This window comes from Alkaliphilus hydrothermalis, from assembly GCF_016908555.1.
GTDB classification, from domain to species: Bacteria; Bacillota; Clostridia; order Peptostreptococcales; family Natronincolaceae; genus Alkaliphilus; species Alkaliphilus hydrothermalis.
The window spans coordinates 148,142-169,220 of sequence record NZ_JAFBEE010000004.1 but is presented as its reverse complement, the minus strand read 5'-3'; the positions used below and the strand labels follow the sequence as shown (position 1 = coordinate 169,220).

At 36.6% G+C, this 21,079-nt stretch carries 18 protein-coding genes; 17 read left to right on the top strand and 1 reads right to left on the bottom strand.

Annotation, left to right across the window (positions count from 1 at the left end):
* Positions 1–2 precede the first annotated feature (2 nt).
* The 4 genes from JOC73_RS04915 to JOC73_RS04900 all read left to right on the top strand — a co-directional run bounded on the left by JOC73_RS04915 (position 3) and on the right by JOC73_RS04900 (position 5,197).
* Complete coding sequence (locus JOC73_RS04915; protein ID WP_204400754.1) at positions 3–698, top strand: YjjG family noncanonical pyrimidine nucleotidase; 696 nt, start codon at positions 3–5, stop codon at positions 696–698.
* 363 nt (positions 699–1,061) lie between these two features.
* Entirely contained in the window at positions 1,062–2,741 is a 1,680-nt protein-coding gene (locus JOC73_RS04910) for a 2-oxoacid:acceptor oxidoreductase subunit alpha (protein WP_204400752.1), read from the top strand.
* 1 nt (position 2,742) lies between these two features.
* Positions 2,743–3,615 (top strand): 2-oxoacid:ferredoxin oxidoreductase subunit beta, encoded by an 873-nt coding sequence (locus JOC73_RS04905; protein ID WP_204400750.1) that lies wholly within the window; start codon positions 2,743–2,745, stop codon positions 3,613–3,615.
* Between the two features lie 205 nt (positions 3,616–3,820).
* Positions 3,821–5,197 carry an MATE family efflux transporter gene (locus tag JOC73_RS04900; RefSeq protein ID WP_204400748.1) on the top strand — a complete coding sequence of 459 codons (1,377 nt, stop codon included), beginning with the start codon at positions 3,821–3,823 and terminating at the stop codon, positions 5,195–5,197.
* Positions 5,198–5,302: 105 nt separating this feature from the next.
* Here the strand turns inward: JOC73_RS04900 and pepF are convergent, their stop codons facing one another.
* A complete protein-coding gene (pepF, locus tag JOC73_RS04895) occupies positions 5,303–7,114 on the bottom strand; it encodes an oligoendopeptidase F (protein ID WP_204400746.1) in 1,812 nt (603 codons plus the stop codon).
* Positions 7,115–7,402: 288 nt separating this feature from the next.
* On the opposite strand from pepF, the gene JOC73_RS04890 reads away from it, so the two are divergent.
* The 13 genes from JOC73_RS04890 (at position 7,403) to JOC73_RS04830 (ending at position 21,075) form a co-directional block, all read left to right on the top strand.
* Positions 7,403–8,368 (top strand): glycerophosphodiester phosphodiesterase, encoded by a 966-nt coding sequence (locus JOC73_RS04890; RefSeq protein WP_204400745.1) that lies wholly within the window; start codon positions 7,403–7,405, stop codon positions 8,366–8,368.
* Positions 8,369–8,398: 30 nt separating this feature from the next.
* Positions 8,399–8,737: a YddF family protein gene (locus JOC73_RS04885; RefSeq protein ID WP_204400744.1), complete on the top strand. Its 339-nt coding sequence runs from the start codon at positions 8,399–8,401 to the stop codon at positions 8,735–8,737.
* 524 nt (positions 8,738–9,261) lie between these two features.
* Positions 9,262–9,549 carry a hypothetical protein gene (locus JOC73_RS04880; protein WP_204400743.1) on the top strand — a complete coding sequence of 96 codons (288 nt, stop codon included), beginning with the start codon at positions 9,262–9,264 and terminating at the stop codon, positions 9,547–9,549.
* A gap of 440 nt (positions 9,550–9,989) precedes the next feature.
* The gene (locus JOC73_RS04875; RefSeq protein ID WP_204400742.1) at positions 9,990–10,703 is read left to right on the top strand and encodes a hypothetical protein; all 714 of its coding nucleotides are present in this window, start codon (positions 9,990–9,992) and stop codon (positions 10,701–10,703) included.
* A gap of 77 nt (positions 10,704–10,780) precedes the next feature.
* On the top strand, positions 10,781–11,893 hold the full coding sequence (locus JOC73_RS04870; RefSeq protein ID WP_204400741.1) for a hypothetical protein: 1,113 nt from the start codon (positions 10,781–10,783) through the stop codon (positions 11,891–11,893).
* 342 nt (positions 11,894–12,235) lie between these two features.
* A complete protein-coding gene (locus JOC73_RS04865; protein ID WP_204400740.1) occupies positions 12,236–14,194 on the top strand; it encodes a stalk domain-containing protein in 1,959 nt (652 codons plus the stop codon).
* A 267-nt stretch (positions 14,195–14,461) separates the two neighbouring features.
* Positions 14,462–14,965: a sigma-70 family RNA polymerase sigma factor gene (locus tag JOC73_RS04860; protein WP_204400739.1), complete on the top strand. Its 504-nt coding sequence runs from the start codon at positions 14,462–14,464 to the stop codon at positions 14,963–14,965.
* Positions 14,958–15,896 (top strand): DUF3298 and DUF4163 domain-containing protein, encoded by a 939-nt coding sequence (locus JOC73_RS04855; RefSeq protein ID WP_204400738.1) that lies wholly within the window; start codon positions 14,958–14,960, stop codon positions 15,894–15,896. The genes JOC73_RS04860 and JOC73_RS04855 overlap by 8 nt, the downstream gene beginning before the upstream one ends.
* Before the next feature lie 403 nt (positions 15,897–16,299).
* The gene (locus JOC73_RS04850; protein WP_330613114.1) at positions 16,300–17,079 is read left to right on the top strand and encodes a DUF2087 domain-containing protein; all 780 of its coding nucleotides are present in this window, start codon (positions 16,300–16,302) and stop codon (positions 17,077–17,079) included.
* Positions 17,080–17,099: 20 nt separating this feature from the next.
* Complete coding sequence (locus JOC73_RS04845; RefSeq protein ID WP_204400736.1) at positions 17,100–17,900, top strand: GNAT family N-acetyltransferase; 801 nt, start codon at positions 17,100–17,102, stop codon at positions 17,898–17,900.
* A gap of 75 nt (positions 17,901–17,975) precedes the next feature.
* Positions 17,976–18,173, top strand: coding sequence for a hypothetical protein (locus tag JOC73_RS04840; RefSeq protein ID WP_204400735.1), 198 nt, complete (start codon positions 17,976–17,978; stop codon positions 18,171–18,173).
* An 82-nt stretch (positions 18,174–18,255) separates the two neighbouring features.
* Positions 18,256–19,626 carry an MATE family efflux transporter gene (locus JOC73_RS04835; RefSeq protein ID WP_204400734.1) on the top strand — a complete coding sequence of 457 codons (1,371 nt, stop codon included), beginning with the start codon at positions 18,256–18,258 and terminating at the stop codon, positions 19,624–19,626.
* Positions 19,627–19,947: 321 nt separating this feature from the next.
* Positions 19,948–21,075, top strand: a complete 1,128-nt coding sequence (locus JOC73_RS04830; RefSeq protein WP_204400733.1) for a TMEM165/GDT1 family protein — start codon at positions 19,948–19,950, stop codon at positions 21,073–21,075.
* Positions 21,076–21,079 lie beyond the last annotated feature (4 nt).

Genomic DNA, 21,079 nt, shown 5'->3' with positions numbered 1-21,079 from the left:
CAATGAAATACGAAATCATCATATTTGATGCGGATGAGACACTTTTTGATTTTAAGAAGTCTGAAAGGGAAGCCTTTAAAAACTCAATGTTGGAATTTGATATAGAGTACGACGAAAATCATCACTTGAAAGTTTATCAAGGGATTAACACAGCTATTTGGAAGAAATTTGAGGAAGGACTCATCTCTCAAAGGAAATTAAAGGTTGAAAGATTCAAGCGATTATCAGATAAATTACAGGCTGGATTCAATGAAGAAGAATTCGCTATAGCATATATGAAGCATTTAGCAAATGGATCTTATTTGTTTGAGGAAACGATAGATTTGGTAGAAAGTCTCCATAAGGATTTTCGACTTACGATTGTTACCAATGGATTGAAGGATGTGCAGAGTAAACGAATCAAGAAATCTATAATCGCAAAATACTTTGAAGATATTGTCGTGTCTGAAGAAGTTGAGGTGTCAAAGCCTGACCCACGAATATTTGAACATGCCTTAAATAATATCAAATACATCGATAAAAGCAAGGTCTTGATGGTGGGGGACAGTTTAACCTCCGATATTCAAGGGGGAATTAATTTTGGGATTGATACTTGCTGGTATAATCCTAACAGAGTAGAAAATAAAACTGGGATAAAGCCTACTTATGAGATTGCTAGTCTAAATGAGTTGAAGGAGATCCTAACAAATAATAAATAGAAGATACATCACTTCCCAATTCATTGTAGGGAAAAGTAAAAGCCCAATTGATGCTGGGCTTTTTTTTATAACGAATAGGGAAGTGCTACATTAAATTGATATAAAGAGAACTTTTTCGTAAATGATTTTCTACATAAGTCATCAATTGAATCTTCCATAGGAAGACTTTGTTCTAATACAGAAATATTTTTATTCCCAGTGTTAATTCGTACAATATTGGGTATTTCATTACTAGTAAATAAATTATAATTATGATCAATCGACTATAGCCTTGTCATAACTTGGTGTACTTATTGCAAGAATAGCAGTTGTTAATAGATAAAAAATTATCATTTAAGCCAGAAATATAAAGGAGAATTGTATATGAAAAAATATAATCTATTAATCGGCGGATCAGCCGGACAGGGTATGGACACCCTAGCCCACAACATAGAGAAATTACTACAAAGGTCAGGGTATCATCTATTCTCAAATAAAGACTACGAATCCCGTGTCAGAGGGGGTCATAACTTTACTCAAATTCGATTTGGAACTGAGGTGGTTACCTCCCATTCTAATGATTTAGACTTAATCATTGCCCTTAATACAGAAACCATAGAGGTCCATAAAGAGCGGTTACTTGAGGTAGGAACCATTCTTTGCGATGAGACAATATTATCATCGGAAAAAGGGGTTATTTCATTACCAATTGTCAAATCAGCAAGGGAAGCAGGGGATGCAAAGACCCAGACAATCGTTGCCTTCGGAATATTTGTAAAACTATTTGACTTAGATTTAGACTTAGCAAAGAAAGTGATAGCCAGTACCCTAAAGCCTGAAATCCTCAGTATGAACGAAAAGGCATTGGATTTGGGCTACAGTTTAATTGATAAAAGTTTTGAGATTGAAAAACCAGAGTCAGTCATCCGAATGATGATCAATGGAAACCAAGCCATTGGACTCGGGGCTTTAGCAGGGGGAGTAACCTTCTACGCAGCCTACCCAATGACTCCATCCACCAGCATCATGACCTACTTAGCTTCAAAACAAGCAGAGTCAGACGTAGTGGTGGAGCAGGCAGAGGATGAAATCGCAGCCATTAATATGGCATTAGGAGCCTCGTATGCAGGGATAAGAGCCATGACAGGGACTTCTGGTGGTGGATTCTCTTTAATGACGGAAACCCTTGGACTATCTGGAATAGCAGAGTTACCTTTAGTAATCGTAAATGTTCAAAGACCAGGACCAGCCACAGGGCTTCCAACTAGAACAGAGCAGAGTGACTTGAGTTTTATTTTGACTGCCTCCCACGGAGAGATTCCAAGAATGGTATTGGCGGTACGAAATGTAGAGGATGCCTTCTATCAAACAACGAGGGCGTTAAATATTGCTGACAAATATCAAATACCAGTCATTATCCTAAACGATCAATATTTAGCCGATGCCAACCAAACCATCAAGCCCTTTGATTTATCTAAGGTGACGATTGAACGTAATTTAACAACCCTAGATGCCGATACGGATGAAATATATAACAGATATCAATTTACTGAGAATGGGATTTCTCCGAGGATTATCCCAGGTAAGGTGAAGGGGCAAGTTGTTCTAATTGACAGTGACGAGCACGATCAATCAGGCCATATCATAGAGGATGCAGAAACAAGAATTAAGATGATGCAAAAGAGAATGAATAAGCTGGAAATGTTGAAGGAAATATTGATGGAGCCAAGCTACTTTGGAGTTGAAAAACCTGAGATTCTGCTTGTCGGTTGGGGTTCTACTGAAGGAAACCTCAAAGAGGCAGTAGAGGAACTGATCAAAAATGGTAAGCAGGTGGGGGCATTGGTATTCGGGGATATTTATCCTCTTCCTACAAAATTGTTAGAGCAATATTTAGGGATAGCTTCAACAGTAATCAATGTAGAACAAAACTACACAGGACAGTTGGCTAAACTCATTCGTCAAGAAACAGGCATCAAGATGGATAAGAGCCTTCTAAAATATGATGGTAGACAGATTGCTCCCCATGAAATTGTGGATTTTGTAGGAAGAGAGGTGCGATAACATGACTAATACAACTATAAATACAAATCAATTTGACTCAGTAAAAAATGCATGGTGCCCCGGTTGCGGAAATCATGGGATCTTAGCGGCCCTAAAGCAAGCATTGGCAGAACTAAAGTTAGAACCCCATGAAGTACTGGTGACTTCAGGGATAGGGCAGGCGGCAAAGACCCCCCAATATATTAGAACTAATGGATTTAATGGTCTACACGGTAGGGCAGTTCCACCAGCATTGGGAGCCCAGATTGCCAACAAGGACTTAAAAATATGTATTACTTCAGGGGATGGAGACACCTTTGGAGAGGGAGGAAATCACGTGCTCCACAATATGAGGCGCAATATAGATGTCGCCCACTTTGTCCATGACAATCAAATCTATGGACTAACAAAGGGGCAGGCGTCCCCCACCACCTATCCTGGCCATGTGACCAGTGTACAAACTGAGGGGGTAATCAATCAGCCCCTTAACCCCATCGCTTTTGCCATAGTCACTGGTGCTACCTTTGTGGCTCGAACCTTCTCAGGGGACAGAGAACATCTAGTACCGATTATGAAGGCAGCCATCCAGCATAAGGGATATGCCATAGTTGATATTATGCAGCCATGCGTCATCTTCAATAAGGAAAACACCTACCAATGGTATCGTGAAAATCTTTATCATTTACCAGAGGATCACGATCCAACCAATAAAATAGCGGCATTGACAAGGGCTTTTGAATATGAAGAAGGTAAAGGGATTCCGATGGGGATCTTCTATCAAGTTGAAAAACCAACCTTTATTGATAATATACCAAAACTAAGGGATGGTAAACCACTGGTGGATCTAGAATTGAATCCTCAAAAGGCAGAAAGATTCCTCCAAGAATTTCTGTAATAAGCCTGACTGGTATTATTGTAAAATGAAAAATAATAGTATGTAAAAGAAGTCAAGTATGTGAGTTATTCTATTGAGGGATAAACACATATTTGACTTTTGAAATTTATGAGAATATTAGTTAATAACTATATAAAATCAATGGGATTTATAATATAATTTGGATGTAGTCTAAATTTTGCGACATTACTGGGGGGATCTTTAAGTGACGGGAAAAGCTTCGAACAATTCCCTGTTGGAGGGGAGTATTACTAAAAATCTTTTTGCATTAGCGGCTCCGACTATGTTAGGTTTTATGTTTCAGATGTTTTATGATTTAGTTGATATGATATGGGTCGGGAGAATCTCAGCAAATGCTGTTGCTGGAGTTACCATATTCTCAACAGTGTTCTGGTTGGTAAATGTATTGAATGATATCATCGGAACCAGCTCCATCTCTCTAATCTCCCAAAGCTATGGGAAAGGGGATGAGGATAGGACAAGTCTTTGTATTGAGCAGACCTTAACCTTTAAGGCATTGGTTGCTGTCATTGCTTCGATACTACTTTTTATTTTCCTTAAGCCCCTTTTGGGTTTTTTCACCAATGATCCAGAGGTATTTTCTTTGGGACTAGAATATGGGTATATCCGAATTTTCTTTTTGCCAATTATGTTTTCCTCCTATACCGTCAATACAGCCTTTAGATGTGTAGGGGATGCTAAACGACCAATGATAATTATGATTGTAGCAGCTATTTTAAATATTGTATTAGATCCGATTTTTATGTTTGATACAATTCCTTACACGTCAATTCCTGGATTAGGTTTAGGTGTATTTGGAGCAGCCCTAGCTACAGTAATCTCTGTCTCTGTTACCTTTATCATCGGCTTTGGATTTATTTTATCCAACAAAACAAAGGTTAAAATCAATCCCAGCAGACTGTTGAAGCTTAATCTAGAAATAGATCGAAAACTGATAAGCATCGGGCTACCCTCTGGTGCTGAAGCTTTTTCAAGAAACCTTGTGGGAATTGTCATATTGAAATTCGTTTCTCTATATGGTACTGATGCAGTGGCGGCAATGGGGATTGGCAATCGACTCTTTGGTTTTGCCTTTATGCCACTAGTTGGATTGTCAATGGCTGGTAGTACAATAGTCGGACAATCTCTAGGACGGGATAACATACAGTGGGCAAAGGATACAGCTAAAACCGCTGCAAAATATGGGGTGCTTATAATGATGGTGGCGTCTATTTTTGTGTTTATTTTCCCAACAGAAATCATGAAAATCTTTATTCAAGAATCTTCAGTTGTGGCAATGGGGATTCCCATGCTGAGGATTATTACCCCCGGTTTGATAATGTCAGGGGTCATGATGGGTATTGGAAGTGTGTTCTCTGGCTCTGGCTACAATATACCTTATCTTGTCTCTAGCATGATTGGAAAATGGGGAGTACAGATACCGCTTCTTTTCATTGTCGTCTATACTCTAAATTTACCGGTATATTGGGTCTGGATCAGTTTCCTTCTTTCAAATTTTACTGAAATGGTGGTTATGCTAATGGCATATAAGCAAGGAAAGTGGGAGAGTATGAGGGTTTAATAAAAATCAAACAATAAAGCATCCTAAATAGCGGTGGAAAACCATCTATCAATAGACAAAAAACAGGGAAGAATTGCATAGCTTTCCCTGTTTTTCTAGTCATTATTATCTATTGTCTAATTCATCCGTAAGTTGAATAATTTCGTCAATCATTTTACCAACATAAGCAATGGTATCCTTTAAAGGTTGATCAGTTGTAATATCCACACCGCCCATTTTAGCTAATTCCATAGGAGTTTTAGTACCGCCAGCCTTTAATACTTCTAGCCAATCCCTTACAGCTACTTCTCCCTCATTAAGTATTCTTAGATTAACAGCAGTTGCCACTGTAAGACCTGCACTATAGGTATAGGGATAAAGACCCATGTAGTAGTGGGGTTGTCTCATCCAAGTAAGCTCAGCCCCTTCGTTGATGACAACGGAATCTCCCCAGAATTTCTCTAGGACTTCTTTTTTGATTTCGCTTAATTTGGCAGCATGAACACTGCCACCAGCATCGATAATCTTATATACTTCCCTTTGATAAGCAGCCTCCAACAGATGAGTTACAAAGTTATGATAATAAGTATTACTAACTAAAGAAGATAGTACCCATCTTTTGAATCTTGGCTCATCTTTTTGCTCCATTAGATAGTTTGCCAGAAGAAGCTCGTTAATAGTTGAAGGAGCCTCTACAAAATAACGGGATTGCTCTACGTTAAAAAGGCTGTTTTGCTGTTGGGCTAAAATAAAGTGCCCTGCATGACCTAGCTCATGAACTAACGTAAAGACTTCACTCATCAGTCCTGTCCATGAGAGTAAAATATAAGAATGGACACCATAGGGTGTAGCACAGAAGCCACCAGTGGATTTCCCTTTATTTTGGGCAAAATCAACCCATCTCTCATCATAGGATTTCATCATTAACTTGAGGTAATCTTCCCCCATGATGGCTAAAGAACCTTCAACATACTTTTTTGAATCCTCCACAGTCACCTGTGGGTCATATTCTGGATCAATAGATACCTTTAGGTCAGCAAAGGTAACCTCATCTAACTTATAAATTCTTTTGATGAGCTTTGCGTATTTCCTCATATGGGGAGCCAACTCTTCCATAATCACATCTATTTGCCTGTCATAAAGACTACGATCCACTTTTTGATCAAACAAAAGATAGTCAAAAACAGAATGATGCTTTCTCATTGTTGCCATAGTTTTTTCCTTTTGTAGTTGGGTTTGGTAGGTAGTCGCTATGGTATTGGCATACTTTCGTAAATTTTTAGAGAAGGCATCGAAGGCAGTTCTTCTAATTGCCGTATTTGCATCTCCCTGCCATTGGTTTTCAAACAAAACAAAGCTAAGGGGATATTCCTTTCCATCTACTTCAAAGTTTTCAAAGTCTAAGTCAGCAAGCTTAGCTTGATTGTACAATCTGTAGGGAGCGTTTAATACTGGTGCTAGAGAAGCTAGCGCCTTTTCTACATCAGGATGAAGCATATGCTTCTTTTCTTTTTTGATATCTTCAAGATAATTTTTATAAGTATTCGTCTTTCCTATTGCTTCGTCCAATAGGGTATCATCGGTTGCTTTTAATTCACTATCTATGAAGGTTAATGAACTGTATACCTCTGAAAGCACAGTGTTCATTTTCATATATCTAGTTTGATTTTCTTGGTTCGTTTCATCAACAGATGTGGCTAATGAGGGATAAGTACCCACTAGGTTCATTTTTACCGTTAATGCTTCATATTCGGCTAAACAGCTTAGGATTGTATCGGAATTATGTAAGTTCCCCTTATATGTTTCCTCGATTGTTTTAGCACTCTGTACAACCTCTTCTAGTGTTGCTTCATACTCTTCGCTATTTCTGAAGATATGGGACAAGTCCCACGTGAGGTTCACGTCTACTTCAGCTCTACTTTTTAACTCGTTACTCATATTCCGTCACCCTTTCTATAATATAAGAATTGCAGATAAAAAAATTGTTACTATTCAATTATACATTAATGATCTGAAAATAAAATATTTTATGTAAAAAACAGCAAATTTTTTTGAATAAGAAGCAGCCTAAATAATGAATCTTTTGTAATTGCAAAACTGGTATAAAGAGAATATTCCATTTACTCATTGTGAATTCAACTAAACCCCAGTATAATAGAGTGTAGGACTTATACAGGAATAGCTTTATACAGGGGCATTTTTAATGAAAAATTGGAGGTTGTTATTATGTTGACTTTTACTAAACGAAGAAAGAAAAAGAAGAAATTGATTCCGATTTTACTTGGGATTGTGTTTTTGTTTGGGGGGAACTTACTACTACCGGAAAAAACGACAGACTTAGAAGACCAATGGTTTAAAAACACAAAGGGAGCTCCTCTGATCATTGCCCATCAGGGAGGGAATCAAGAAAGACCAGCCTCCACCAATATTGCCTTTGAACATGCTGTAGCCCTAGGGGTGGATATATTAGAGTTTGATGTTGCCTTAACTAAGGACGACCAATTGATTACCATTCATGACCTTACTGTTGACCGTACCACCAATGGGACAGGAAAAGTAAGAGAGTTGGCATACTCAGAAATTAAAGAACTAAATGCAGCCTATGGCCTGGAGAATACGGAGGGAAAAGTACTACGGGGGGAAGCAAAGAATCCCTATATTGCTGAAGGAGCCTACATACCTACACTTCAAGACGTATTTTCAAAGTATCCTAAGCAAAAGATGCTGATTGAGCTAAAGGATGCAGGGGAAGATGGGAAGAAGAGTGCTGAAGTATTCTGGAATTTAGTACAAGAATATAATATGGAGGAAAAAATTGTTGTAGCTTCCTTTGATAGAGATACCATTAGAGAATTAAGAAAAATTTCCAATGACAAGATTAAAACCACCGCCAGTGAAGGAGAAATGTATTATTTTTATGGTTTTCACAAAGCCATGCTTCCAAGTCTGAATAATCTAGTTTCATTTGAGATTCTAAGCCTACCAATTGGGTACAATATCAAAGGTATAAATATTGATCTTACAACTGAAGCCCTCTTGAAGGAAGTAAGGGCTAGAAAAATGCCGATCTATTATTGGACAATTAACTCAGAAGAAGAAATGGAAGCGTTAATCGACCTAGGAGCAGATGGAATCATAACCGATAGACCACAACTACTTCTTCAAGTGCTAAAGAAGAAGGGGCTAAGATAGTCCAAAAGTAGACGATAAGGAGGACGTTACTTGAAGCAGGATACTAGTTTACCAATAGTACTTTTTAACGGAACAATTGCCACCACCAATGGTATTTATTCTATTCAAGATATTAATGTGGAATCAGCTAAAAAACTGATGGCAGAAAAAGGAGTCATTTCTGCCATCGGTCATAAAGCCACAGCAGAAATTTTAACAGATATATTGGAGCAACCTATTCCTATGAATAGGATTGAATTTCATCAACAGGTGGGGCAAATTGCTATTGTCTTAAAATTGAATATACGACCAGAAGAGGGCGTAATATTATCTAAAGAGGAAGTTGACAAAATTGGTTATTGCTTGAAAATTATGGTGAGGTTGGAGTAAGTTTTTAAAGCAAATATTATAAGTTAAATAGTAGAGAACTGACGGGAACATCTACCTAATGAAAGGTAGATGTTTTTTGTGCGACAGGCAGTTGCATATAGATAGGCGATAGCCTGTCTGGTTCTATGAATTAAACTTGTTGTCCATAATATTCTGAGAATAAAAACAGGACATATAGAGTTGAAACATAGGAATTCTCGAAGGTGAAAGTCCTTCCCTAGGAGTGCTGATACAACCTAGGAAGCTTAGTCTAGGGCAATATCGTGAGGTGTTGTCTGAAGGAGACGTGGTATGTCGAGAGACCCATAGGCGGACTAGCAGACCGAAATGCAAAGGTGTGAAGTACAGGTGGCGGGGTAAACTGGCGACTATGCAAAAAAAATGGGAAGCCAATAATTCTAACCCAATGAATCAGTCGAGTTAGGATAGTTTATCATGTGAAAGTACTCGGTATGTTAGGAAGGAAAATGCAGTGACCCTGTGAGAGCTCTATTCAAGCCCGTAAGGGGTAGTGGGATATAAGATTGAGGGTAGCGATGATACACAAGAATCCATGTCAAAGGAAAGGTTGGTTAATGGTAAGAAAATGGAATAATGAATACTTTGCAAGAATAGGGTTAATACCGTGCCATTGGTTGTATTACAACAAAATGTGGGGATATGGTATAGAACAATATCTTGAGAAATTGACAGCAAAAACCAGAAAGAAAACAGAGAAGAATATACAAAGACTAAAAGAAAAAGGTCAGGAATACTATACTCCTGACCGTATAAGAAAGATTAATGCTAGTCATGTTATATCAATTAATTGATTCATTTAAACACGTTGGTAAGCCGTATGCCTTAGTAGGGCACGTACGGTTTGATAAGGGGGAAGCTATGAGAGTAGTTTCCCTACTTTATTATCGAAAAAGAAGTTTTGAGGCATAGATCAAACTAGTACTTTAGTACTAATTTAACAAATCATTTGCAAAACTGGCAATTTTTATCAAAAAAAAGTAGAAAAAAAATAGAATAAGCATTATAATAATGGTAACATATTTGTTTGAAAATAGTACAACATGCATATAAAATAATGAACAATAACAATTCATTGTTACAACTCTGTTGGAGATTATATTTCTACAAAGAGTCGTTGTTTGCTACTCCCAGAGCAAACCAATGAGCAAAACCTTCTTATGGGAGAGGAGGTTCTCGATGTAGAAACTATAATATAATAAAAGGGATGTATAAAACTAAGGAGGTTGTTACCATGAAAAACAAAATGCTTTGTTTAGTTTGTAGTGTATTGTTGGTTATGGCTCTAAGCGTACCAGTAATGGCTAACCAAAAAGAAATACCAGAGGAATTGAAAAGTACAATTGTATATGACGAAAATGGTAAGGTAGATGCTAAATATTACGAAGATATGCAGTACAAATTAATTGATGAGTTTGAGAAAAAAGTAAAGAAAGAAAAAGCAAGCAAGATAAAGGATGGCTCTTTTTCAACTCAATCTATTAATGTAGTACCAGGGGATGTTTTTGTTTCATTTTCAGGAACTACCTCAGGAATAGATTTTGCTTTAGTAGGACATGCTTCGCTTGTAGAAACAAGTGGTGGAGTTTGGTGTATTTCATCTTGGCCAGGAAGCAAGAGTCCAAGTGGAATTGACGGTGTTCAGTATGAGTATAGATACTGGGATAACCTGAGTAAAGTATATGGACTTCGAGTAAATGGAAGTACAAGCACTTCTAGACAAAATGCAGTTAATAATGCAACAGCTATTGTATCTAAATCTCCAAGACTTCCTTACAACTGGTTCTTCTTAAACAAATTTACCACCAACAGCTATTATTGTTCTCAGTTAGTATGGAGAGCATGGTCAGATGCTGGGATCAATATAGATCGTTTCCCTTATGACACAGTTGTATCACCAGCAGAATTGACAGGTAGCCACATGACTACTGTATATTACAAAGACTAACATTAAAAAATGCCAATATAGTACATGCCTTTTGTTGGGCTGTACTATATTGGACTTAATCTATTGGGGTGACCAACATGAAAAAAACAATTATTTTAATAATGGGTATTATACTTGCATTGATTTTGTTATCTGGATGTAGTAAGGGGAAAGAGACAGCCAACCAAGTAGATTTAGTGAATGGAAAATATGTTATTGCCTTTAGCGGGGGTTCAAAAGAAAAACTAATCAATTCGTTTTCAATTCTATATGAAGATGGAGCGGTAAAAGAGTATCCCATCAATAGTTCAATTGTAATTGCCAACTCCATTAGAGCAGGTGAGGAATTATTATTTTTTTCTAGGCAAAAGAATACGCATTTTTCAATTACCAATGATGGTATCGAGGAAATTTCTTTCTTAAATGACCGATATGGTGAAGGCGCTTACTTTGGGGTTTTATTTGCTTCCAAAACAAAGGATTATCTTTTTACAGGACTGAATGTAGGTTTTTCTGATAGAGGCTACGTATCAGAGTTGTTATATAGAAACTATGATGAAGAAGAATATAGGAACTTAACCTTCTATGATAAAATTTTATGTTCTGCAATCAATAACAATGGAACAATCTATCTACAATATTTAGATTTAAACAAAAAAGGTGATAATGTTTTTTTTAGAAAATCAGCTATAATGGAAATCCAAGAAAGTAAGGGAGAGGTGATCAGGGATACAATTTTAGATGACAAATATGAAGGTGAGCCGAACCGACAACTAGTGTTGTTTGGTGAAGATATCATCCTTTATAGACCTGAAATGGATGAATCAGCAATACCTACTGGAAAATCATTTATGGCAGCATACTCAAAGGGAAATATAGTTGAAGAAAAGGAGTTGAAGGACTTTACCATATATGGAGCTTATTCCTATGGAGATAAATTACATCTACTGGATATTGCAGGAGAGGTCCTGGTATTTGACTTGGACTATAATCTGGTGGACTCCTATCATTTAGACGATTTCGAGGGTTGGATTAGAGGGGTGCATTTTGAAGAGGGGAACCTGTATGTAGCCCTTGAGGATGAAGATCAAGATTTGACGATTAATCATTATCAAATAGAAAAGGGGTCTTTGATGGAGAGGGATGCTATTCCTTTACCGAAGGCTATTGAATGGGATCATGAAAGTTTTACGTTTCTACCTTTGGATTAATATGAGAGTTGATATTATAAATCCACATAAATTCCAGCCATCACCTAGTAAAGGTTGATGGTTGGAATTTTTGGCTTATAAATAGAATATAATAGGAAATTTATTATTTTTTGTATTTACATAAAGATTCAATTTTGATGTACATTTAAAGGTTATGAATTAGCCTAAAATAAAAATTGCTTCAACTTAGTTATAGTTCTAAGTTGAAGCAATTTTTCTATTCTATTTTAACTCCAAGCACCACCAAGTAATCACAAACCATGATATAATAAAAATGTAAAAAAAATTCTTAATTTGATCAAGAGTACTATTTACAGCATCTTTAAACAAAGGAGGAAGCGTATGAAAAACAAACAATACATATTATTTGCACTATTCTTTTCTTTATTGATTTCCCAAGTAGCATGGGGGAGCACACCACTGCACCCCGACAAAGCCTACAAATTTGGGGTAGAAGCTCTTAATAATCAAGATTACGAAGAAGCTCTAAAATACCTTTTGATTGCTGTTGATGGTAATCCATCCGCCGCCAACCTTAGAATGGTGGCAGATATTTACGTATTGCTTCAACGATTTGATGAAGCCATCCCTTATTATTACAAGGCAGCTGATATCTACGAAAAAATCGGAGACGTGGATGGTGCTACTGTTTTAAGGAGAAAGGCAGAGGCAATCACCTCAACAGTAGACCTCTTTGTAGAGACAGAATTCAAAGGGGATACTAGTATAAAACTGGCAAAATATGAGCCGCAAACAGGCGCCTATATAGGTGCTTTTGTGGAGTATGAAGAAGCAGTAGGACATAGAAATGTTAAGAAGTTTAATGAACTAACGGGTAAACAACATGCCGTCTATTACACTTATCATGCCTATGATAAGCCCTTTCCCCATAACTGGGCAAGAAATGTAAAGGAATCTGGTGCTGCTGTCCATCTAGCCCTAGAAACCATTCAAGGCCTGGATATCGTAAAGGATGATGAAACCCTAAGGAGTTTTGCTAAACTGGCAAAGGAGGCAGAAGTACCGATATTTTTAAGATTTAATTCCGAAATGAATGGTGATTGGGTACCTTGGCATGGGAACCCTAAAAAGTACATAGAAAAGTTTCGTTTAGTATCAAAGGTAATGAAGGAGGACGCCCCCAATGTGGTGATGGTGTGGGCGCCAAACTCTGTACCAGAAAAGAATATTTTAGAGTACTATCCAGGGGACGACTATGTAGACTGGGTAGGGGTAAATCTATATAGCGTAAAATTCTTCAATGGAGATCCGAATCAACCTGCCGATCAAGTAAATCCATTGGATTTATTAGATTTTGTATATAAAAATTTTGCCGCCAGAAAACCAATTCAGATATCTGAGTACGCCGCCACCCACTATAGTACGGCTGGGGATACGGATGCAACAGAGTTTGCCATTACAAAAATGCACATGTTATATTATGGTATCAAGACAAAATATCCTAGGATAAAGATGATCAACTGGTATTCCGCCAACAACCTAAAATATGCCCATAGTGCAGAAAGAAAGCTAAACAACTACAGTATTCTTGAAAATGAGGGTTTGAAAAAGGCATACTCCCAGATGATACAGGACCCTTATTTCCTTTCATCGGTAGTGAATGGACCCTATGCAGTAAAAGAGGATATACAAAATAAGAAGGCCGTGAAGCCTCTGGTAGATGGAGCATACTTAACTGGTATTGTGAAGGGGAGTGGATGGATTAAAACCCATGATCCTTACATTAGCAAGGTGGAATACAGGTTGGATGGAAGTCTACTGACAACTGCAAAGCAATTTCCTTTTATTTTCTCCTTTGATGCCGATAAATTATCAAGAGGTAAGCATGGGTTAGAGGTAACGGTCTATGATTCAAAGGGGAAGGTGGCAAGTAGAAAGAAAATCAGCTTCTTAACTGGAGAAAGGAAGTCCAATGGGATTTATCTACAAGTAGGTAGTAAAGAGGCCTTTATGAATAATCAAAATCATCCATTGACGGAAGCACCCTTTATCGACAATGGTTCCACCTATGTTCCTTTGAGATTTATCGGTGAAGCAATCGGAGGAACTGTAAAATGGGAGGCTTCGACAGGATACATTACCATTGTTCAAGAGGGAGTGAATCTAGTACTAATGCCTTCAAAAGGGAAGGCGGTTGTTAATGGTAAAGAGGTTACTCTGACCCTCAAGCCAATATTAAAAAATAATACAACCTTTGTACCCCTTCGATTTATATTAGAAAATTTTGGTCTAACAGTAAACTGGGAGGCCAGTATTCAAGAGGTTGAGATTATTAAATAACATTATAAATAGAGGACATCTTCTTTGTGGGGATGTCTTTTTTTGTTTGTTTTAAGTTCCATTCAATAGCTGTTATTTCATGTTTACTGCAATTGATTAGTATGATATTATCTTGTTTTTAGAAATGTAATAAATGACTTAAAAAACATATTGAAACGTCATTTGCTAAAAAATTATTCGTTGAATCTAAAACTTTTCATCAAACTACAACGTTTAAATAATATAGGGAACAAACAGATACGTATCTTGAAAGGAGTCACAATAAAAATGGAAAAGAATGAGAGGTTTAAATTTGTAGAAGGTCATATCCTTGCAAACAAGGAGGCATTCTATAAAACAGCCTATAGCTATGTAAAAAACAAAGAGAATGCTTTAGATATCCTCCATGATAGTATTTATAAAGCTTTGAAGTCAGTAGATACTTTGCAAAATAAAGAGTATGTAAAGACTTGGTTCTATCGAATATTAGTCAATACCGCCATAGATTTTTTAAGGAAAAATAAAAAACTCACTGTAATGGAGGATGAGATACTAGAATTCCATGCAGAAGCAGTGGAGGATCATTATACAGATTTGGATCTTGAGAAAGCCCTAGACCTCCTGCCCCCACCCTATAGGACAATTATTGTTTTAAAATACTTTGAGGATCTAACGCTCACGGAAATAGCTCATACATTGGATGAAAATTTAAGCACCATCAAAACAAGACTCTATTCAGCTTTGAAAAAACTACGGGTTGAAATGGAAATGAAGGAGGAGCATTATGAATAGGATGGATCAACTTAAAAGTGAATATAAGAATATTGAAATACCAGAGGAATTGGATTTTATAGTCGATAAAGCAATTAAAGAAGTGAAAACTGAATTAGAAGGAGAGTCTAAAGCGAAAGGGGAAAAAGAACTAGAAAAGGAAGCAGGTAACGAAATCGGGAGGAAAAGAAAAATGAAGTTAAGGAAAAAACTACTTGCGGCTGCTGCAATTGCAGTAATTTTCATAGGAAGTATCAATGCCAGTTCAACCGTAGCAAATGCCATGGAAAAAATACCTGTCGTTGGAGAGTTGGTGAAGGTCCTTACATTTAGGGAGTTTACCTTTAATGAAGACACCTTTAATGCAAATATTAAAGTACCTGTAATAGATGGACTGGAAAATATTGATCTACAAAATACTATCAATCAAAAATACTACGAAGAGAATAAAGCACTATACGAAGAATTCATGAAGGACATAGAAAAATTAAAAGAAGCTGGTGGAGGACATCTAGGGGTAGATAGTGGATATATCATCAAAACTGATAATGATCAAATCTTGTCTATTGGCCGCTATGTAGTGAATACCGTGGGTTCTTCCTCTACGACAATGCAATATGATACCATTGACAAAAAGAATGAAATATTAGTTACCCTTCCGAGTCTCTTTATCAATGAAAGTTATCAGGAAAGAATTAGCGAAAACATTAAGGAACAAATGCTAAAGGAAATGAGTAATGACTCAGACAAAGTCTACTGGGTAAAGGAGGGGGATATAGAACCCTTCGTAAGTATAAAATTAAATCAAGATTTTTATATCAACGATATTGGACAGTTGGTAATCTCTTTTGATAAATATGTTGTGGCTCCAGGATATATGGGGGTGGTGGAATTTGTAATACCAACGGAAGTAATAGAGGATCTGTTGGTTAGTAGCGAATATATAAGATAATCTTTTAAAGAAAGAACTAAAGAAAGATTTTAAGGGAGTAGTAGGAAATTATTATGATCAATATATCTTAAGTCATTGGGTAGTGGCTTTCGTAAGTTTTAAAAAGTTAAGAAAAGGTGATTCCTGAATTTAAATAGGAGTCATCTTTTTTTACTTATATGTTAAGAGGGCGTAACCTTAAAATCAATATCTTGTTAGAAAACATTACTAGGAAATTTTTCTAAAAGTCATTGACTAAAAACAAACAAAAATATATAATGTCTATAATAAAACAAACAAAAACAAATAATATCTAATAATAAATAGATATATTTTAGAGCTGTTTGAAAAAAACTACAATCAAATATGATAAGCCAATATCAAAAGTAATAGGATTGGGATTGGTGTTAAAGGAGAGATGAAAATGAAGGATTTAAACGAAATATTCTGGAATGCCTCGGTGGAGGAGCTAAAGCAGGGTTTCATTTATGAGGAGTCAAGGGAAGAATACATTTGTTTAATCTGTGGTAAAAGCTTTGAGAAAGGTATCATCTACAGAGAAAATGAAATGTTGATGGAGGCCAGCAGAGCAGTTAAAAATCATATTCAGCAGGAACATGATTCTGTATTTGATTATCTTGTGAATATGAATAAGGTCTTTACAGGTTTGACTGAAATTCAAAAAGAGCTATTAAAGTACTTTTATCAAGGACTTAGCGACAAGGAAATTACTGGTCTTATGGGGGGAGGTAGTACTTCTACAATAAGAAACCATAGGTTTAAGCTAAAGGAGAAGGAAAAACAAGCCAAAATCTTCTCAGCCATTATGGGACTTTTAGAAGAAAAGGATCATTCTAAAGAGGAAAGTCCAAAGAAGTTGGTAGATATTCATAAGGGAGCAATGATGGTGGATGAGAGATATGCCGTTTCCGGTGAAGAAATGGAGAAGGTGATTAAGACATACTTTACTAGCAAAGATGGAATAGAAAGATTAAAGGAGTTCCCTGCGAAGGAGAAGAGAAAAATCATTGTACTAAAGTATATGATCAAAAAATTTGATGCCACCAAGAAATATTCAGAGAAGGAAGTCAATCAAGTGCTCAAAAGCTTCTACGAGGATTATGTTACCCTCAGAAGATATTTGATACAGTATGGCTTCATGGAAAGAAGTAAGGATTGTAGTCAATATTGGTTGAAGAATTAGTTTAAGGGGGAGTATTGGGAATGAAGAATGAAAATAATACCATCAAAAACTACTTAGATAAAGAAAATAGAGTAAAGGGATGGCCTGCAAAGAAAAATAACCAATGGATTGTTCTGGATTATTTAGCGACAAAATTTAAGCAAGGGGTGGAATATACAGAGGAAGAAATCAATGAGGTATTAAAGGAAGCACAGACTTGCAATGATCACTGCTTTTTTAGAAGGGAACTATTTGAAAAGGGATTTTTAGACAGAAGCACCGATGGAAGGGTATATTGGAAGACTGTTAAACTAATACAAGAATATGGAGAAACCGAAAGATTAATTATTAAAAAGGCAACTATGAAAGAGGCAGAAAAGCTACAGCAACTCTATGATACCAGTAGGGTGTTAAAGGATGTGCTAGGAATAGAGTATAATACAGATAACATATATAAATCTCTTACAGAAGGAGATTTACCCCCTATACCTAATGCAAGCAAGGATTTTTATCGGATGATGGGGATCTACATTAAAGAAACAGATCAATTGATGGGACTTTTGGAACTATATCATGGTTATCCAACAGATCAAGACTTATATATTGGTTTTTTATATTGTCATTTTGATTATCAAAAGCAAGGTTTTGGTAGGGAAGTTGTAGAGTACGTAAATAAACAGGCAGCAGAATGTAACTTTGAGAGAATTCTTGTAGGAGTAAACCTAAAAAACACTTCGGGACTAAAGTTTTGGCATAAATGTAAGTTTGATAAAATTGAAAGAATCTCAAGTCATCAAGAGGAAAATACAACTATTTTGGCACTTGAAAGGGAAGTAGAATAAGAGTGAGTATATAATTCACAAAAAACAGGGTACTATAATGATAGAAATTAAAACCTAATTAAAGGAGTAATAATTATGGACCCAATTAGTATAAATTGGATGAGAATTCCTAAAAAGAATCGTGAACGAGTATTGAAAAATAGCTTTTGTACCAACTGTCGATGCTTTACTAGGATTGTGAATTATTCAATTGAGGATGACTATTTTGGTTTAATTATTCAAGGAAAGTGCAATGTTTGCGGCGATGAAATTGCAAGAGTATTGGAAAAGTAGTAAGATTTAATTTTGTTACCCGAAATACCTTTACAGTGCCCATAATATAGAGTACAATCAGAAGGGCAAGGAAGGTGATTTTATGACTATTACATCATCCAACATAATGGATAGAACTTTTATAAAGAGAATGCTGACAATTGCACTTCCTATTTCCCTTCAAAACTTAATTTTTTCATCATTAAACATGGTGGATACGGTAATGATCGGAAGGCTAGGAGAAGCAGAAATCGCAGCAGTGGGTTTAGCTAATCAATATTTCTTTATATTAAACCTCCTACTCTTCGGAATTAATAGCGGAGGGGCAATTTTTACAGCTCAATTTTGGGGAAAGAAGGATACTTCAAACATCAAAAGGGTACTGGGAATCACCCTGATTTTAGGCGGGGGCCTCAGTATACTTTTCGCAGTACTGGCCTTTTTTAACCCTGAATTTTTGCTAAGGATCTTTACTAAAGATAGGACAGTAATTGGATTAGGCAGCAAATATTTAAGGATTGTCTCCTTAAGCTACTTTATTACTGCCATTAGCTTTGCCTATTCCTTTATCTTGAGAAGCATAGGGCAAGCAAAGTTACCAATGGTGGTAAGTGGAGTTTCGTTACTTACTAATACCCTGCTAAATTATTTATTGATTTTTGGAAATTTTGGTTTTCCTCAAATGGGGATTCAAGGGGCAGCATTGGCTACTTTAGTGTCAAGAGGATTGGAAATAGTGTTTTTATTAACGGTGGTCTATCGCCAAAAAATGGTATTAGCAGGGAGAATTAAAGAGCTATTTCATATCTCAAGAAATCTGTTTAAACGATACATCGACACCGCGTTGCCTGTAATATTAAATGAGGGCTTCTGGGTGGTGGGAATGACCATGTACTCCATTTCATATGCTCGAATCAGTACAGAGGCCATAGCCTCCGTTCAGATTGCCAACACTGTCCAAAGTATTTTTATGGTGGTGGCTTTTGGGTTAGGTAACTCCTGTGCTGTCATGCTGGGAAATAGCATAGGTGCTAAAAATGAGAAGGAAGCGATAGATTATGGTTTTAAATTCTCTATTTTGAGTGTTGTAACAGGCATCCTGTTGGGGGTACTTATATTTACAACCGCACCCTTTATTTTAAGTTTTTTCAATATATCTGATACGGTATATCAAAATGCTAAATATATTCTAATGGTGATTTCTTTCTTCATGACCTTCAAAATCTTCAATACAATTTTAATCATTGGAATATTAAGAAGTGGTGGAGATACAAAGTTCTCCCTAATCCTTGAAATGTCCAGTGTATGGCTTTATGGTGTACCGCTAGCCTTTATCGGGGCCCATGTGCTCCACCTACCAATCCATTGGGTAGTGGCTTTAGTTACCAGTGAAGAAGTGGTCAAGGCGATCTTTGGGGTGCCAAGGGTAATTTCTAAAAAATGGGTAAGAAATGTAGTTGAATCAATTGAATAATTACAGCCTCCAATTTTTAACTATTTGAAAAAGTTAGAATGATGGAGGCTTTTTTACGAATAATAGTATTTGACAGGAGTTATGATCTGTGATAATATCTCATAGAAATTCCAATTAACGAAAGAGGGAGTAGCTGTAGCTTTGTTACGGATAGTGTCAACATGCTGACCAAGAGGTCTGGTGCTATCCACTTTAGAGTATCTCTAAAGAAGCGAGACTTTTGCGTTTGATAAGTTGGTTTAATTTACCTACCTTATTAAGCATAAAAGTGTCGCTTTTTCTATTATTTTAATTATTCCAATTTATAAGGAGATGATTTGGTTGATTGGCGAATTATTAAATGCTTTATTCTTTATCTTTATGGCAGAAATGGGGGACAAGACTCAAATTTTAGCCATGGCATTCGCAACAAAATATCCCCTACGTAAGGTGCTTATAGGAGTAGCTTTGGGTTCTTTTTTTAATCATGGATTGGCAGTGTTGCTGGGGACATACTTGAGCAGATGGGCTTCCTTAGACCTAGGCACCATTAGATTAGTAGCTGCATTTGCCTTTGTGGGCTTTGGTATTTGGACATTGAAGATTGCAGGGGAAGAGGAAGATGAAGAAGACACTAAATATAAGCTGGGTCCAGTCTTTACCGTGTCTATGGCGTTTTTTATTGGAGAGTTGGGGGACAAAACCCAGTTGACAGCCATTACCCTTGCTACTGAATCCCAGTATCCATTATTTCTGCTCATAGGATCTATTTTAGGTATGGTCTGCACCAGTGCTTTAGGGGTTTTTGTTGGTAGTAGGTTAGGAAAGAAAATTCCAGAGGTCACATTAAAAATCGCATCTGCTTCAATTTTTATTGGATTTGGTATTTTAGCCTTAAAGGACACTATACCAAGTCAGTTTATGACCCCTACATATATTACTATTTTTCTCTTACTTTTAGCTGGGATTGTGGTTTACCGATTAAGAAAAATTATGAAGGTAAAGGCGACAATGGAGGATACACCATTGAAGAAGGCGGCAGGGAACCTATATATCAATACACAAAGAATTCAACAGGCTCTTCAGACTGTCTGTACATTGGACGATCAATGTCTTGCCTGTCAACAGGGAAAGTGTACCATACGCTGTCTCAATGAAAAGCTGGAGATGGCTAAGGATAAGGAAGAATTCCTTCCAGAAGAAGAATGGGATATTCCCCTATGCAAGCATCACCATTATGACAGTAAAAATTTAAGACAAAGTTTAGTGGAGACTCTAAATACCTGTCATGAATGCTCCTACCATCAAAAAAAATGTGTTGGGAATCAAACAAGAATGACTTTAGAAAAGCTATTATTTGGGGAGAATATCCCTTATCACGGTAATCGAGATGAATACTTCGAAGAAATCAAAAAAAGAGACCCTGAATTTTTTGATGAACTGGATAAATCGGAAAATGAAAAAGAATAGATAA

Coding starts and splice junctions, on each gene's coding strand:
- JOC73_RS04910 (WP_204400752.1), top strand. CDS start 1,062: ATGAAAAAATATAATCTATTAATCGGCGGATCAGCCGGACAGGGTATG.
- JOC73_RS04850 (WP_330613114.1), top strand. CDS start 16,300: ATGAAGGATTTAAACGAAATATTCTGGAATGCCTCGGTGGAGGAGCTA.
- JOC73_RS04855 (WP_204400738.1), top strand. CDS start 14,958: ATGAATAGGATGGATCAACTTAAAAGTGAATATAAGAATATTGAAATA.
- JOC73_RS04875 (WP_204400742.1), top strand. CDS start 9,990: ATGAAAAACAAAATGCTTTGTTTAGTTTGTAGTGTATTGTTGGTTATG.
- JOC73_RS04890 (WP_204400745.1), top strand. CDS start 7,403: ATGTTGACTTTTACTAAACGAAGAAAGAAAAAGAAGAAATTGATTCCG.
- JOC73_RS04860 (WP_204400739.1), top strand. CDS start 14,462: ATGGAAAAGAATGAGAGGTTTAAATTTGTAGAAGGTCATATCCTTGCA.
- JOC73_RS04905 (WP_204400750.1), top strand. CDS start 2,743: ATGACTAATACAACTATAAATACAAATCAATTTGACTCAGTAAAAAAT.
- JOC73_RS04835 (WP_204400734.1), top strand. CDS start 18,256: ATGACTATTACATCATCCAACATAATGGATAGAACTTTTATAAAGAGA.
- JOC73_RS04915 (WP_204400754.1), top strand. CDS start 3: ATGAAATACGAAATCATCATATTTGATGCGGATGAGACACTTTTTGAT.
- JOC73_RS04840 (WP_204400735.1), top strand. CDS start 17,976: ATGGACCCAATTAGTATAAATTGGATGAGAATTCCTAAAAAGAATCGT.
- JOC73_RS04845 (WP_204400736.1), top strand. CDS start 17,100: ATGAAGAATGAAAATAATACCATCAAAAACTACTTAGATAAAGAAAAT.
- pepF (WP_204400746.1), bottom strand. CDS start 7,114: ATGAGTAACGAGTTAAAAAGTAGAGCTGAAGTAGACGTGAACCTCACG.
- JOC73_RS04870 (WP_204400741.1), top strand. CDS start 10,781: ATGAAAAAAACAATTATTTTAATAATGGGTATTATACTTGCATTGATT.
- JOC73_RS04865 (WP_204400740.1), top strand. CDS start 12,236: ATGAAAAACAAACAATACATATTATTTGCACTATTCTTTTCTTTATTG.